13 protein-coding genes are annotated in these 14991 nt (G+C 38.2%); 5 read left to right on the top strand and 8 right to left on the bottom strand.

The window, feature by feature from the left end; translation table 11 throughout:
- Nucleotides 1–187 precede the first annotated feature (187 nt).
- Nucleotides 188–1858: an asparagine synthase B gene (gene asnB, locus G466_RS0101130; RefSeq protein WP_026811980.1), complete on the bottom strand. Its 1671-nt coding sequence runs from the start codon at nucleotides 1856–1858 to the stop codon at nucleotides 188–190.
- Nucleotides 1859–2099: 241 nt separating this feature from the next.
- Between asnB and G466_RS0101125 the strand changes: the two genes are divergently transcribed.
- Both G466_RS0101125 and G466_RS0101120 read left to right on the top strand, forming a co-directional pair.
- On the top strand, nucleotides 2100–2639 hold the full coding sequence (locus G466_RS0101125) for a DUF2911 domain-containing protein (RefSeq protein WP_026811979.1): 540 nt from the start codon (nucleotides 2100–2102) through the stop codon (nucleotides 2637–2639).
- A 251-nt stretch (nucleotides 2640–2890) separates the two neighbouring features.
- Complete coding sequence (locus G466_RS0101120) at nucleotides 2891–5140, top strand: FUSC family protein (RefSeq protein WP_051315483.1); 2250 nt, start codon at nucleotides 2891–2893, stop codon at nucleotides 5138–5140.
- A 27-nt stretch (nucleotides 5141–5167) separates the two neighbouring features.
- On the opposite strand, the gene G466_RS0101115 is transcribed toward G466_RS0101120, so the two are convergent.
- Nucleotides 5168–6787 carry an amidohydrolase gene (locus G466_RS0101115; protein ID WP_026811977.1) on the bottom strand — a complete coding sequence of 540 codons (1620 nt, stop codon included), beginning with the start codon at nucleotides 6785–6787 and terminating at the stop codon, nucleotides 5168–5170.
- Nucleotides 6788–7204: 417 nt separating this feature from the next.
- Between G466_RS0101115 and G466_RS0101110 the strand changes: the two genes are divergently transcribed.
- Nucleotides 7205–7915: a hypothetical protein gene (locus tag G466_RS0101110; protein WP_026811976.1), complete on the top strand. Its 711-nt coding sequence runs from the start codon at nucleotides 7205–7207 to the stop codon at nucleotides 7913–7915.
- A gap of 94 nt (nucleotides 7916–8009) precedes the next feature.
- Here G466_RS0101110 and G466_RS0101105 read toward each other — a convergent pair whose 3' ends face one another.
- The 3 genes from G466_RS0101105 to G466_RS0101095 all read right to left on the bottom strand — a co-directional run bounded on the left by G466_RS0101105 (nucleotide 8010) and on the right by G466_RS0101095 (nucleotide 10330).
- On the bottom strand, nucleotides 8010–8543 hold the full coding sequence (locus G466_RS0101105) for a GNAT family N-acetyltransferase (RefSeq protein WP_034234380.1): 534 nt from the start codon (nucleotides 8541–8543) through the stop codon (nucleotides 8010–8012).
- Between the two features lie 258 nt (nucleotides 8544–8801).
- The gene (locus tag G466_RS0101100; protein WP_026811974.1) at nucleotides 8802–9449 is read right to left on the bottom strand and encodes a hypothetical protein; all 648 of its coding nucleotides are present in this window, start codon (nucleotides 9447–9449) and stop codon (nucleotides 8802–8804) included.
- An 11-nt stretch (nucleotides 9450–9460) separates the two neighbouring features.
- On the bottom strand, nucleotides 9461–10330 hold the full coding sequence (locus tag G466_RS0101095) for a BKACE family enzyme (protein ID WP_026811973.1): 870 nt from the start codon (nucleotides 10328–10330) through the stop codon (nucleotides 9461–9463).
- A gap of 271 nt (nucleotides 10331–10601) precedes the next feature.
- Here G466_RS0101095 and G466_RS0101090 point away from each other — a divergent pair, with 271 nt between their 5' ends.
- On the top strand, nucleotides 10602–12239 hold the full coding sequence (locus G466_RS0101090; protein ID WP_026811972.1) for an ABC-F family ATP-binding cassette domain-containing protein: 1638 nt from the start codon (nucleotides 10602–10604) through the stop codon (nucleotides 12237–12239).
- Nucleotides 12240–12357: 118 nt separating this feature from the next.
- On the opposite strand, the gene G466_RS0101085 is transcribed toward G466_RS0101090, so the two are convergent.
- The 3 genes from G466_RS0101085 to G466_RS0101075 all read right to left on the bottom strand — a co-directional run bounded on the left by G466_RS0101085 (nucleotide 12358) and on the right by G466_RS0101075 (nucleotide 14526).
- Nucleotides 12358–12966: a hypothetical protein gene (locus G466_RS0101085; RefSeq protein ID WP_026811971.1), complete on the bottom strand. Its 609-nt coding sequence runs from the start codon at nucleotides 12964–12966 to the stop codon at nucleotides 12358–12360.
- 552 nt (nucleotides 12967–13518) lie between these two features.
- Nucleotides 13519–13710 carry a cold-shock protein gene (locus tag G466_RS0101080; protein ID WP_026811970.1) on the bottom strand — a complete coding sequence of 64 codons (192 nt, stop codon included), beginning with the start codon at nucleotides 13708–13710 and terminating at the stop codon, nucleotides 13519–13521.
- A gap of 390 nt (nucleotides 13711–14100) precedes the next feature.
- Nucleotides 14101–14526, bottom strand: a complete 426-nt coding sequence (locus G466_RS0101075) for a hypothetical protein (protein WP_026811969.1) — start codon at nucleotides 14524–14526, stop codon at nucleotides 14101–14103.
- Nucleotides 14527–14798: 272 nt separating this feature from the next.
- Between G466_RS0101075 and G466_RS24215 the strand changes: the two genes are divergently transcribed.
- Nucleotides 14799–14991, top strand: a 193-nt coding sequence (locus G466_RS24215) for a hypothetical protein (RefSeq protein WP_205622013.1), incomplete at its 3' end; no start/stop codon positions are given.

Below are 14991 nucleotides of genomic sequence, written 5' to 3'. Positions count from 1 at the left end.
TAATTAACTACCTAATCTATAAACTAAAAAAGCCCCCATGTACCAAAACAATTTGGTGAAAATGGATGCTTCTCTTTACTTATTTAATATCGAAACTAACTTCACCTAAATATAATCGCAATAGTATGCCCTCCAAAGACTATAGTAGCAATTAAGCTATTGGGTTTTAAGCGGACCATAAATCGTATTATTTAACATAGGCATCCGCATGCACTTTAGACACTGCCCTTCCAGAAGGGTCGTTCATGTTTTTAAAGGCTTCGTCCCATTCCAACGCAATTTTGGTGCTACAGGCTACAGAGGCCTCTTGTGGAACACATAATGCAGCAGCATCCGAAGGAAAATGTCCCTCAAAAATAGAACGGTAATAAAACTCCTCTTTTGAGGTTGGGGTCTGCAAGGGGAACCTATATTTGGCATTTGCCAGTTGCTCGTCCGTTACCTCATTTGCCACCATAATCTTTAGTGTATCGATCCAGTTGTACCCTACTCCGTCAGAGAATTGCTCTTTCTGTCTCCAAGCGACACTTTCTGGCAACATATCCTCAAAAGCCTTACGCAAAACCCATTTCTCCATGCGCTCCCCATTAATCATTTTATCCTTTGGGTTGATCCTCATGGCCACATCCATAAACTCCTTGTCCAAGAACGGCACCCTGCCCTCTATTCCCCAAGCAGCTAAAGATTTATTTGCTCTAAGGCAATCATACATATGTAACTTATCTAATTTACGAACCGTTTCTTCATGAAATTCTTTTGAACTTGGCGCCTTATGGAAATAAAGATATCCTCCAAAAAGCTCATCTGCACCTTCTCCCGAAAGCACCATTTTTATTCCCATACTCTTTATTACCCTAGCCATAAGATACATGGGAGTAGACGCTCTAATGGTGGTAACATCATAGGTTTCTAGATTATAGACCACGTCTTTTAAGGCGTCCAAGCCTTCCTGAATAGTAAATTTAATTTCGTGGTGTACCGTTCCAATATGATCTGCAACTTTTCTGGCTGCAGCAAGATCAGGAGATCCATCCAAGCCTACAGAAAATGAATGCAACTGGGGCCACCACGCTTCTGTAGTATCGTCCGATTCAATTCGTTTTTGGGCATATTTCTTTGCAATGGCCGAAGTTATGGACGAGTCCAACCCACCGGACAATAGTACTCCATAAGGCACGTCTGACATCAATTGCCTGTGTACCGCAGCTTCCAAAGCCGCTTTTATTTCTTTTATACTGGTTTCATTATCCTTTACCGCATCATACTCCATCCAATCTCTGGAATACCATTTTTTCATTTCCCCATCGGAACTATGTAAATAGTGTCCTGGAGGAAATAGCTCAATTTTACTACAAGTACCTTCCAATGCCTTTAGCTCTGAAGCCACATAGAAAGTTCCATTAACATCCCACCCTATATATAGTGGAATGATCCCCATATGGTCCCTAGCGATAAAATACTCGTCTTTCTCCGCATCATAAATAGCAAAACCAAAGATCCCGTTCAACTCGTCTAGGAAGTCCACCCCCTTTTCTCTGGACAAGGCTAAGATTACCTCACAGTCAGATTCTGTCTTAAAATTATAGGATTTTTTTAATTTACCTCGCAATTTCCTATGGTTATATATTTCGCCATTTGCTGCCAAGATCAACCTTCCATCTTCGCTCAACAAAGGCTGTTTTCCAGAAGCAGGGTCTACAATTGCCAAACGCTCATGGGCCATTATAGCCTTCTCATTCGAAAATATGCCACTCCAATCCGGTCCTCTATGTCTAATTTTCTTAGACATTTCCAATAGCTGAGGTCTTAGCGCCTCAGTACTTTCCTTCACGTCAAAAGCACAAACAATTCCGCACATAACTTTTATTATTATATCAATTATAAACCAAATGTCAGTATATGGTTGGAATTATAAAACATATATAGCTTTATTGATTATGATTTAAAACAAAACTTTATATATTTATTATAATTAAGAACGTAAAAGCGTGTTTCTATGGAACTAATCAACGATAATGTAAGTTGCTAGAAAAATTGCAACTTTAATACCGATAAATAAGGAATACTACTTAAATTTGATAATCACTAAAACTTTAATAATGAAAAATCTTTTTACAATTACACTTATGGTCATTGCCATGTGTTTTACTACAGATGCAAAGGCACAAAAATTTAGCGGATTAGATAAAAGTCCGGCAGACATCGCCTCCTACCCTTCCGATTACAAAGTCTCTGATAAATTGGTCAGGGTTATCTATAGTAGACCACAACTAAAAGGAAGATCTATCTCCGAATTGGCTCCTGCAGGAAAAGTATGGCGGACCGGGGCCAACGAAGCTTCTGAAATAACATTTTACAAAGATGCTAGCATTGGAGGAAAGGCAGTAGCCGCGGGCACATATTCGCTATTTACGATTCCTGGAGCAAATGAATGGACTATAATTCTAAACAAAAACCTTAATCAGTGGGGCGCCTACTCTTACCAAGAAAGTGCAGATGTACTAAGGGTACCTGCTAAAGTGAGCAGTGGATCGGAATCTTTAGATGCATTTTCTGTAGCGTATAAGGACATGGATAAAGGGACCAATTTAGTTTTAGGATGGGGAAACACAAGAGTAACCCTGCCCATAGTATTCTAAATGACCTTACTCACTAAGTGAGAATATACTGCTCAGACGCTTTTGTCGAATTAATATCGGTAGTTTCCGTTTGAGGGCTTATGGGCCTGCCCTGAGATCATTGACCCGTATAAAGACCGAAGCACCTACTTCGGTCTTTATATTTTTTATACCTTTTTGGTAACTTTAAAACCACCCCAGCCCTAGACATTTAGGTTTTCTTAGTTGCCAAACAAACAGTAAAGCCAAAATATTGCACGTATTTTTGTATTATGATTAAGGAATGGATACGATTATCTTCCCTGTATTTTAGAAGCGCCCAATTATTCCGTGCTTTCAAATTTACTATTTCCGTACTGATCCCTTTGCTTACTCTTGGCAGCATGGGGTACATGGAATATGCAGTACCCATAACCATCGGAGTATTTTTAAATGCACCCAGCGATATTCCTGGCAGTTTAAGAAGAAAGGTCCGTGGTATCCTAATAAGTATTGTGCTTACCATGTTGGTTACTCTTATAGTTAGCCTTGCCCGCCCGCACTTTTGGGTATTACTTGCCGTTATTACCTTATTTGCCTTTTCTATTTCCCTCCTGGCCGTCTATGGATTTAGGGGATCCCTTGTTGCATTTTCCGGACTACTGGCAATGGTATTTAGCCTTGCACACGGAATCTCTTCCGTTCCTCTTTGGATGCATGTTTTATTGCTTGGGGGAGGAGGTCTATTCTATCTCGGCCTATCCCTATTGATCAATAGAATAATTCCAAAAAAGGATGAAACCCAATTACTATCCGACACTCTTAGCCTGACAGGCGATTATCTGGCAGTTAGGAGCGAATTATTAGCCCAAACAGGAAAAAGAGACGAACTACTACGTACCTTGTATAAGCTACAATCAGAGATTAGTGAAAAGCACGAAATACTAAGAGAACTTCTTCTTACTAAGGAAAAAAGAGCTAATAGATCCCATTTTGACGAGAAGCATTTATTGATTTTTATATCGCTTGTCGATATTTTTGAACTTGCCTTAGCCAATAGTTTAGACTACCATAAGGTAGACCGACTTTTTCTGGGCCACAAAATACAACTGAAAAAATTTATAAAAGTAAACAGTGTTTTTAGCGAGCAATTAAGATTATTATCGGATAGCATTATTACAAAACAAGACATCCCTTCCAAAGAGCCAATGGTCACTGCCCTAACTGAAGCAAACCTAGCTATACAGGACTATGTTAACTTAGTGGGGTTACCGCAAGCTAGGGAAGGCGCCGTAATGCTTAAGAATTTACACGACTATCAAACCTTACAATTACAAAAGATCCGAACCGTAAGGCGAGCTTTGGCAAATGTTAGGAACGACTCCAAACTCTCCTTAAAAAGTAAGGATGCCCATCAGTTTATTACAGATCAGGAGTATAGTTTCAATATTATTCTTCAAAACCTAAGTATAAAATCACCCATTTTTAGGCATTCCCTCCGACTAACCGTCGCCATGATACTTGCCTATATTTTTGGGACCTCCTTTGGCATTACAAATACGTATTGGATATTACTGACGCTTATTGTAATTATGAGACCTTACTATGGGCTCACCAAAGAACGGTCTATCAATAGGATTATAGGTACTCTGGCGGGAGCTGTCATTGCCACAATCATTATCTTTTTAACCCAAAATCCTATTGTATATGGAGTTCTGGCTGCATTATCACTCACAATGGCTTTCTCCCTAATACAACAAAGCTATCGATATGCCGCTACTTTTATCACCATCAACGTTATATTTGTTTACTCCTTACTAACTCCCAATGCCTTAGAAATTATTCAGTACAGAGTATTGGATACCGTTTTGGGAGCCGTATTGGCAGTTATTGCCAACTACCTATTTTGGCCTAGCTGGGAAGCTATGAACCTAGATAAGTTCCTTACTGAAAGCATACGTGCCAATGCAAAATATCTTGATGCGATTCGACACTTATATCGCACCAAACAAAATTCGGAGTTAGGATATAAAATACCCAGAAAAGAAGCCTTTTTATCGGTAAGTAATTTAAACGCTGCCTTTCAGCGAATGTCCCAAGACCCAAAGTCCAAACAAAAATCCTCAGATTTGATCTATGAAATGGTGGCCTTGAACAATACTATTCTCTCTACTTTAGCTTCTTTGGGAACTTTTATTCAAAATAATAAAACCACGGAGGAGTCGGATAATTTTAGAAAGGTAGTATCATTTATTGAGATCACTCTAAACAATGCCGCTCAGGAAATAGATCAAATTGATGTACTTCCCAGTAATAAACCCGAAAACATAGACATCGCCAAAGAGAATTTAAAGTTCTCCTATGACAACCTCGTAATGGCACGGGAAACCGAAATTCAAAATGGCAATATTGCCATTGAGAAGGAAATGCTATCTCACCTTCAAGAGGCACATTTGATATACAATCAATTAGTGTGGCTTAAGGATTTATCTGAAAAACTAGAGATTGTTTCTAAAAAATATAGAAAGCGGTGTGCGGAATAAGTACGCTTTTTAAAAAGGCATAGCAACTTATTTTGTCTTCCCGTCTATATAGGTTGCTTCAGCTTTAATATTAGGAATCTCTTCTAAGGGAACGGTCATTATATCATCACTTAGAATAGCAAAGTCAGCAAATTTATTCACCGAAATACTGCCCTTTTCCGCTTCCTCAAAATTAGAATAAGCCGCCCATATAGTCATCCCCTTTAAAGTTTCTTCCCTACTAAGTGCATCCTTCATCTGAAACCCATTCTCTGGATAATTATTTACATCCTTTCTTACTACGGCGCTATAGAATGTTAAAAATGGATTCACCTGCTCTACGGGAAAATCGGTCCCTAAGGCAATTGTCCCAGCTTTTTCTAACATCGTCTTATAGGCATAAGCTCCTTTCAATCGCTCTTCCCCTATTCTATCTCCGGCCCAGTACATATCACTAGTGGCATGTGTAGGTTGTACCGAAGGAATTATCCCATCCGAAAAATAATCAAAATCCTCAGAAGAAATTATTTGGGCGTGTTCTATCTTCCACCTACGATCTGTTTTTCCCTGTAGCACATTTTTATAAGCCCTAAATACGGCAATATTGGCAGAATCGCCAATAGCGTGTGTATTCATCTGATAGTCTGACTCGGAAATTTGTTTCGCTATATCCTCAATTGTGCTGACGGAGGTAACCATTGCCCCATAATGCCCGGGTTGATCTGAATACGGCTCCCTCATAGCGGCTCCTCTAGACCCCAATGCCCCATCTCCAAATACTTTAAAAGAACCCACATTTAATTTATCGGTCTTTATAATCCCCCTTGGCAAATAGTAATCTAAATTTTCCTGGGAAGCACTTACCATAGCGTATACTCTTATAGATAGGTCCCCAGCTTGCTGTAAACTATCTATAAGCTCTATGGTAGATCTACTTAGTCCCGCATCGTTGACCGTAGTAAGGCCATATTCCAAACATATTTCCTCAGCTTTCTTTAATGCAGTAATTTTGGTCTCCCTATCTGGTCCAGGAACAATGGCATCTACCAGTCCCATAGGGCCATCAACAAGTACGCCGGTAAGTTCGCCGTTTTTCAAAATCACTTCACCCCCATCCACTTTGGTGGTCTTGGTAATCCCGGCCATATCCAAAGCTTTCTGATTTGCAATTAAGGCGTGTCCGTCTATTCTTCTTAATGATACTGGAGTATCGGGAAAAAGCTTATCCAATTCTTCTTTGGTAGGGAATTCTTTTACTTTCCAATTGTTCTGATCCCAACCTCTGCCTACAATAAAATCTCTTGGGTTTTGTTCTTGAAAAATCGTTACCCTATCCAATATCTCTTGAAAACTAGAAGCACCTGTTAAATCTACCACTTGTTGATTTAGTCCCAACCCATAAAAATGACAATGAGCATCTATTAATCCGGGTACAATGGTTTTCCCATCTACATCCATTATTTGATCTGAAGCATATTGCTCCTTAATAGCTTCCGTAGTACCAACCGCAATAAATTTCCCATCCTTTATGGCAAATGCCGAAGCTTTGGAAAAGGAATCGTCTACCGTATACACATTGGCATTCAATACTATTAAGTCTGCTTGCTCCTTGGGAGCCTCGCAAGCCAAAGCCAATAATCCCAATCCAATAATAAGATATTGTTTCATATGTAGATATTAATTATATTTTTTAAACGGGCAAACTTCGGCTACGCCTGACTACCGGTTAACTCCAGTACAGGTATACGAACCCATCTACGGCAGGTAAGATTGCCTGTAATGCAGTCAGGTTCGCTCTTCATTCGGATTTCTGACCAGATGTAGGTCATGCTCATTAAATCATGTAATTGCAATGTATTATGCTGTTTTTCTGTTGTAGCAATTTAGTGCTAAGTTAAACTAAAATTGCAACACCGTCTTGTATGTTTTCTGATTTACAGCCCGTTTTACCTACTAAACACGGCATACTTAAGCGCTATGCATCCTAGTCCGCACAAGATGAATATTTTAGATTACCTACAAATAAGGAGATAAAAGAAATGATTAATTTTAAGGCCAATAAGCGTTTTGCTGTATTTTGATATTATGAATCCAAACCTCCCCAATCTTCCCCACTCACAAATTCAAAAGTTACAGGACCAAATAAATGCAATTGAAAGGGAGCTACAGGAGGTTGTTGACCGGACTTTAGGTTTCGAAAAATTGATTGTCGCCAAATTAGAGGACCAAATAATATTGGAGCAGGAGCTCTCCTTACTTTATAAGCAACAGAAACAAGCCAAAAAAGAACAACGAAAGAATCAAAAACAGCGCGGAAAAAATTATAGTCCTACCAGCACCCTGTCTTTAACCACGAAAGAACCAACTCCCCTAAGGAATAAAGAAGAACAACAACAAAAAAAGCGCTTGTACCGCGAAGCGATGTTATTTGTGCATCCCGATAAATTTTCCACTCAAAGGGACAAATTGGAACTCGCGACGGAGATAACCACCCAATTGATACAGATATATGAAGAAGGTGATCTCGCCACCCTACAAGCATACCATGCACATGTTTTTAGCGGAAATACCCTACTACCCTCTACCCCACAGCCAGAGAAAATCACTGGTTCTGGGCTCGATTTCTTAAAGATGGAACTAGCCCGACTCCAAGAAGCTCTACATCTGGCTAAAAACAAACACACCTTTAAGGTGCTTACAGAATACAAGGAACCAATGGACTTTTTAGAAGAACTAAAAGCGTATTACAAGGATCGGATTTCTAAACTTAGGCGAAGGACAAGAACTAAAAAATAAGTTCACATGGGGCAGTGAGCAGTGGACAGTAATCGGTAGTCAGTGAGCAGTGAAATATTAAAGTATCACTGACACCAAAGGATAGCGCTAAATACTATAGCAATCCCTGATCGTAGATAAGAGGATGGTAATTATCTACAAAGTGGGCAACAGACTCCGCTGAATACTCCTTTGGATACGACATTAGGTACAGGGTTAGTGCCCCACACCCTTTTTGCATAGGAGGTTGCACATATTGATGCGTATTTAATGTAAAGCCCAGTCTTTCATAAAAGCCTATTCTTCGCTCTTTAATTCCTGGTTCTGGGAGTTCTACTTCCAATATAACCGGTCTTTTACCACGCTTCAGAAACTCTTGTAAAATAATTTTTCCATATCCTTGCCCTCTAAGCTCTGGACTTGTAGCAAAGTGCTCTACGAATACCACATCCTTAAATCCCCACCACAATATAAATCCCAGCATACGATCACCAGAAAACACTACCTCAAAATTATACTCAGCATTTTGCATGATTTTCTCCTGTACTTCCAAAGTCCGTCTTTCCTCTTGTGGGAAAGAGCTCTCGTACAATTGCCATGCTTCCATAAAGTGAGAAGCGCTTATTGAGGATAATCTAGAATATTCCATAATAACAATTAAGCTATAAGGGAGATGTTGCATAAAATCATTTTACTCCACGTTTACTCCGGCAAATTTAATGCTTAATCTATAAGTCAATGGTAATCTATTCTTAAAATAAGAACCTCATTCCTGCACCTTAATAATTGTCTTACATGGGAAAATAACATATAATAATGATGCGTCATTGGCTAAAGAAAAGCACACCCTATTAAATATGCACAGGAGATGAATATGGCTACTATTTAGAATAAGTGAAGTATCATTTTAATCTGTGTAGGATTTTAGCAAGTAGTTTCTTTTCCATTTTCCGAACAGATCAAAATAAATAAAAAGTTGAAGAGGTTTGGAATTAAGCTTATTTTTAAATTTGAGGGTAGATTTATTAAAATACTCGCTTATACTGTATTTGATATCCCTTCCCTGTTCTTTTAATACCTGATAACTCTTATATCTTAAATAAGGTGCTAGATTTCTACCTCTAAAATCATGAAATGTCCACATACTTGAAAGATAGGCTTCATTGTTATTTATAGGAAACAATCTTCCTCTAAAATGCAGGTCCTTAACTCCAATAATCATATAGGCTGCTATTTGATTATTATGCTCTAACCCCAAACATAACAAACACTCATTATATTGTTTTTCTAGCACGTCTAGATGCAAATTCTCAATTCCCTTGCTTACTAACATCAACTCATCTAGATTAAGTTCTCTTACCTTGAACTCCGAAACATCACCTTTAATTTGTGGTTCGGCACATGTCTCAAACTCTTCTTGGACCCAATAATAGGGCATTATTGTAATTCCAATTCGCGCCAAACGATTTTTTACTCCGAAGAGTAACATTCCATTTTTAATTACCTCCCGAAATCTTCTGACTCTAGATACTTTTCTACTTTCCTTTATTGGCATGTTATTTTTTCTTAGTCATAATTTCGCCCATATTTTCCATTACCCGGTTCCAATTTCATTTTTGATCTAAATTCTTTTGGCGTCATAATTTCTCTTTCATTTGCGCTGGCTATTATATGAATTCTTTCCAATAAATTCATATTGGTTGCCAGCGTGGTTCTTGAAGAATCTAACCATATATTATCTTCCAGTCCAACCCTTACCCCTGCACCAATTGCAATCCCCAAGGAATTCATCTTAAACTGATTATTCCCAATCCCTGCCAAGCTATACAATGAATCCTCCGGAAGATCCTTTACCATAACACCAACGTGCAGTAAATCTGCTTGGGCACATGCAATATTTCCCAGTAGTAAATTAAAATAGTATGGCGCTTCAATCAGACCTTTTCTTTCTAGATATTTGGAATAATTAATCATTCCGATATCGAATACTTCCAATTCTGGAACAATTCCCTTTTCTTTCATAATCGCAGTCAAACTTTGAACCGTAGTTGGAGAATTTACACTGGCCATAGTATTGAAATTTAATGAACTTAGGGTCAAACTCCCATAATCCGGTTTTAAGAAACCCTCTAAAGACAGCGGGTCTGCCCTTAATTCTAATTCGCTATAATTCCTTCCACTTAAAGAAACACAAATAACAAGATATGGGGCATATTTCCGAATTCCTTCGATTATTTCTCCATAAATCTCTTTTTTGTAGGTTGGCTCCCCAGAAATTTCATCTCTAGCATGTAAATGTACCATGGTTATCCCCAGCTCATTGGCCCTAAGAACATCCTCAACTATTTCCGCAACACCCACCGGGATATGCTGAGTCATACTTTTGGTAGGTATCATACCTGTGGGGGTAAAATTGATCACTACATTATCATCCATCGAACATTAATTAAACACTATTAAATATAACCTATTGAACTTTAGCACCCTGTAAAAGATTGTTTTATTCGTCCTTATTTATTTAAAATCCGTTCAAATAAGGCATAGAAAAAAATATCATAAGAATGCCCAATTCATAATATCAAGCCATCTAAAGGATTTTGGCTTTGAATCAAATAACAACTTATTTCAATCGGCCATATTCACATCGCATAAATTAATAAACACTGTATCTCAATTTTATCTAGTTTTGCACACTTAAAATCCGATTATGATTTCTGTAGACGCAATAGCGGTTGAGTTTAGTGGCGATACCTTGTTCAGTGACGTATCCTTTGTGATTAATGAGAACGATAAAATTGCCTTGATGGGCAAAAATGGAGCGGGAAAATCCACTATGATGAAGATCATCGCAGGGGAGCAAAAACCCAATAGGGGAAATATACGCTTTCCCAAAGATGCCGTTATCGCTTATTTACCACAGCATTTACTGACCGACGATAGTTGTACCGTTTTTGAGGAAGCCTCTAAAGCTTTCAAGGAAATCTTTGAAATGCGTGATGAAATGGCGCGCCTAAACAAGGAATTGGAAACACGTACAGACTATGAGTCGGATTCTTATATGAAAATCATAGAGAAAGTTTCGGACCTAGGGGAGAAGTTTTATGCCTTGGAAGACCTTAACTATGAGGCAGAAGTAGAGAAAGCCTTACGCGGACTCGGTTTCAAAAGAGACGATTTTCACCGACTTACCAGCGAATTTAGCGGTGGATGGAGAATGCGGATAGAACTGGCAAAAATTTTATTGAAAAAACCAGACCTCATCCTTTTAGACGAGCCTACCAACCACGTAGATATTGAATCGGTTGTCTGGCTAGAAGACTTCTTGCTAAACAAAGCAAAAGCGGTGGTAGTCATCTCCCACGATAAAACCTTTATAGATAATATTACCAATAGGACTATTGAGGTTACCATGGGAAGGATCTATGATTATAAGGCTAATTACTCACACTATCTGCAATTGCGGGAAGAGAGAAGAAGCCACCAAATAAAGGCTTACCAGGAGCAGCAAAAATTTATTGCCGATAACCAAGCGTTTATAGAACGTTTTAAAGGAACCTACTCTAAAACCAACCAAGTGAACTCTAGGGAACGCATGTTAGAAAAATTGCAGATTATAGAGATCGATGAGATTGACACTTCTGCTTTAAAACTGCGCTTCCCACCTTCCGTCCGATCTGGAGACTACCCTGTTCGTGTAGAAAACCTTTCTAAAAGTTATGGTGACAAGGTTGTCTTTAAAAATGCCAGTTTTTCCATAACCAGAGGAGAGAAAGTCTCTTTTGTAGGGCGAAACGGGGAAGGTAAATCTACCATGATAAAAGCTATTTTGGGAGAAATTGAGGTAGAGGGACAATGCACCTTGGGCCACAATGTAAAGGTGGGCTATTTTGCCCAGAACCAAGCCTCTCTGTTAGATCCAGAAATTACTATCTTCCAAACGGTAGACGAGGTAGCCGAAGGGGAAATACGCACGCAAATTAAAAATATTTTAGGGCGATTTATGTTCAGTGGTGATGATCTGGAGAAAAAAGTAAGTGTACTGTCTGGGGGAGAAAAAACTAGGCTGGCAATGGTAAAACTACTGTTAGAGCCTGTTAACCTGCTGATCTTGGATGAACCTACCAACCATTTGGATCTTAAATCCAAGGAGGTATTAAAGGAAGCGCTTTTAGCTTTTGATGGTACGCTCATATTGGTTTCTCACGACCGTGATTTCCTGCAAGGACTATCACAAAAAGTATTTGAATTTAAAGAGCATAGGGTGATAGAACATTTTGAGACCATTGATGCCTTTCTAGTCCGGAATAGAATAGAAAACTTAAAGGAAATCGATTTAAAGGCTTAAGGGTTTTTCTATTAAAGATAGGTATAGTAGCAAAAAAATCTCCTTCCTCATTAATCTGAGAAAGGAGATGGTATAGTTTAATTTATAATAGCGATTGAAGACTTATCGTTATAAATTTCTAGGCAATATCTTTAAATCCATTAGGAAATGGCCGGTAAGCAAAATATTGAAGCACCTCCTCTAGGGCCACCTTCATTGCTTTATTGATAGGGAGAATAGAATTCCCCAGCTTAAAATCGATTTGATTGAGCCTCATATAGTAATCCGTAAAAACAGGCACATACAGTCCTTTTTTCAATGCCTCTACCGCATTACTATAATTTTCTACCTGCCCTTCCTTTATAATCTTACAAGTTGCTAATCGCAGTTCTCCAAATTTATCCCTATTGGCACCATAACCAAAGAGCCTGCATATTAACCCGCGATAAACATAATCTCCACACCTTCCACTGTTTTGATCTATGACCGTTAAAGGTCGATATAGGTGACAAATAGCACTTTTGTTCAATTTTAATTCCTCTAGAGTAGCTTCTGCCTTCCCATTTAGAAAGACATGAAAAGCCCAAGGGAGAAACTCAAGTGGGGATGCCTCCACCTCTGCATGGGTACAGCATTTGCCACATCCAGCTTTACAACCCAATCCAGTCTCGCTTTGAAAAGCTGCTATTTCCTTATCCAATCCAGCAAACAACTCCTCTACTGCCCTTACTCTATATTCTATGGTCATCCATAATTTTTTGCCAAATTTACGTCATAAATAAAAGCGTATAACATAAAAAAAATGGGTAGGTTATTTTTTTTATAGCCTCCTACTCTACTAATACAGAACAACTCACCACTATTTTTCTTGTCAGTACAGCGTTCTTACTACTAGCCATCCACAACGCAAAAAACAGCCAAAAATGATATTATGAAAACGGCACTGCATTTTAATATTTTGAATAGTGAGGTTATAAATGCAAACACCATCAATGACCGCTAAGGAAAGAACTGAGATAGGATGAGGTTGCCATCCCATTCTAAGGCATAAATCGGAGCTTAGGAGCTCCCCGTGTCAATTAAAAATAGAAAAAGACATAGGAAAAGCGGAAAGGGCTTAATTTTTTAGCAATGGTTCAAATTGGATTAAAAATTAATGTCAATCTAAAAAAAATAGACTAGTCACATACAAGGAACAGTAGATATTAGTAGATCCATCAGTATTAGTTTACCCTAATAAATGTAAAAAGCCTATTCAAAAAGAATAGGCTCTAGAGCGTAAAAAATTAAAAAGCACTTATTAAATAACTTTAACGTTAACTGCGTTTAATCCTTTTTTTCCTTCCTTTAGTTCAAACTCAACTTCGTCGCCTTCGCGAATCTCGTCGATTAAACCTGAGACGTGTACAAAATGTTCTTTTTCAGAACCATCTTCAACGATGAATCCAAATCCTTTGGCATCATTAAAAAACTTTACAATTCCTCTACCCATTACTAAAAATTAAATTAATTAAAAAACTCTTAATCAAATATAGCTCCAAAAGTTTGAATCACAAACAATTAAACCGAACAATTTTCAATAACGATTAAAAGAGAGAAAACGCGACAAACCTCCCCATTCTATTGAGGAGTTGCTTTAAATTTCATATTCTAGTTTTCACATTAGCTTCAAATTCCCCTTAAATATTTATTCAATAAGAAATGCAACTTACAGATTACCTCTTATTTACACCGCAATAATTAAATACCCTAACATCTAGTTTTTAAATAAATTATATGCCCGCTATATATAAACAGATCATTATAAAAACCTTGATGCCATTGAGATTTATACGCCGACTGCTGTATGGAGGAATAAAGAAACTGACCAATGGACCAAAAACTAAGCTTTGCTACGTTTACCAGTTAAGGCCATCTGCCCAATAGAAGCATTAGCCTTTCCAATTAATTTATCGTCCTTTAACGCAAGGGTAACAGCAACTTTTTCCCCTTCTATCCAAACAGAAAAGTTCATTTTATCATTTTCCAATAACACCTCAGTAGCCTCAATCGTATTATACTGCAATTTTATTTTTACCACATACTCCTTTTTTACTTTTGAAATAAATAAAACTCCGGTACTATATTCGTAGGGAACGTCTGCAACTGTATAATCCCATGAACCCACAAAAGAGTACGGAGTGAGAGTAACAGTTTCAAGATTTGATCCACATTCCATAGCACGAGTGCCAGGGTTTACTGCCATTAGGGAAGCATTAGCTACCATAAAGATTATACCAGCATAAAATAATTGTCTAAAGTTTTTCATCTTCTTAAAACGATTTAGGTTTAATATTAAGTTTAAATCAAATTAAAAGTATTCTTTTAAATATAGCTTCTGTTTGTACAGTTCTGTGACCAAAAGTACCTTGGCCGTGACAAATGGGAAAATAGTAAGTGCTTCTCCACTTATATTATATAGGCGCATTCAGAATTGACGCAACTGCTTGTTTATCAGGTATTTAATTCGTATATTTAGATATAATAAAACCCCGAAAACGAGTCTCTAGCTCAAAAAACGGGGTTTTTATCTTAATGTCTATGTCCAAGATACGAAGAATCCACGATTTCCAGCACAGTTTTACATTTTCCTCCCAGACCGAAGAGTTCGATGCGTTTTACGCCCGGTTTCTCGAAAGCGATCTTGGCAAGATCTATATCGCCATCCCTTGGGACGAACTGGTAGCGGCCCTTGGTCTGAAGGAAGCCAAAAAGGGCCCAAGGTGCATCTTCT

The organism is Arenibacter certesii DSM 19833 (assembly GCF_000429545.1).
Lineage (GTDB): Bacteria > Bacteroidota > Bacteroidia > Flavobacteriales > Flavobacteriaceae > Arenibacter > Arenibacter certesii.
The sequence above is the reverse complement of the archived record's forward strand: the minus strand, read 5'-3'. Positions and strand labels throughout refer to the sequence as shown.

Coding starts and splice junctions, on each gene's coding strand:
- asnB (WP_026811980.1), bottom strand. CDS start 1,858: ATGTGCGGAATTGTTTGTGCTTTTGACGTGAAGGAAAGTACTGAGGCG.
- G466_RS0101125 (WP_026811979.1), top strand. CDS start 2,100: ATGAAAAATCTTTTTACAATTACACTTATGGTCATTGCCATGTGTTTT.
- G466_RS0101120 (WP_051315483.1), top strand. CDS start 2,891: ATGATTAAGGAATGGATACGATTATCTTCCCTGTATTTTAGAAGCGCC.
- G466_RS0101115 (WP_026811977.1), bottom strand. CDS start 6,787: ATGAAACAATATCTTATTATTGGATTGGGATTATTGGCTTTGGCTTGC.
- G466_RS0101110 (WP_026811976.1), top strand. CDS start 7,205: ATGAATCCAAACCTCCCCAATCTTCCCCACTCACAAATTCAAAAGTTA.
- G466_RS0101105 (WP_034234380.1), bottom strand. CDS start 8,543: ATGGAATATTCTAGATTATCCTCAATAAGCGCTTCTCACTTTATGGAA.
- G466_RS0101100 (WP_026811974.1), bottom strand. CDS start 9,449: ATGCCAATAAAGGAAAGTAGAAAAGTATCTAGAGTCAGAAGATTTCGG.
- G466_RS0101095 (WP_026811973.1), bottom strand. CDS start 10,330: ATGGATGATAATGTAGTGATCAATTTTACCCCCACAGGTATGATACCT.
- G466_RS0101090 (WP_026811972.1), top strand. CDS start 10,602: ATGATTTCTGTAGACGCAATAGCGGTTGAGTTTAGTGGCGATACCTTG.
- G466_RS0101085 (WP_026811971.1), bottom strand. CDS start 12,966: ATGACCATAGAATATAGAGTAAGGGCAGTAGAGGAGTTGTTTGCTGGA.
- G466_RS0101080 (WP_026811970.1), bottom strand. CDS start 13,710: ATGGGTAGAGGAATTGTAAAGTTTTTTAATGATGCCAAAGGATTTGGA.
- G466_RS0101075 (WP_026811969.1), bottom strand. CDS start 14,526: ATGAAAAACTTTAGACAATTATTTTATGCTGGTATAATCTTTATGGTA.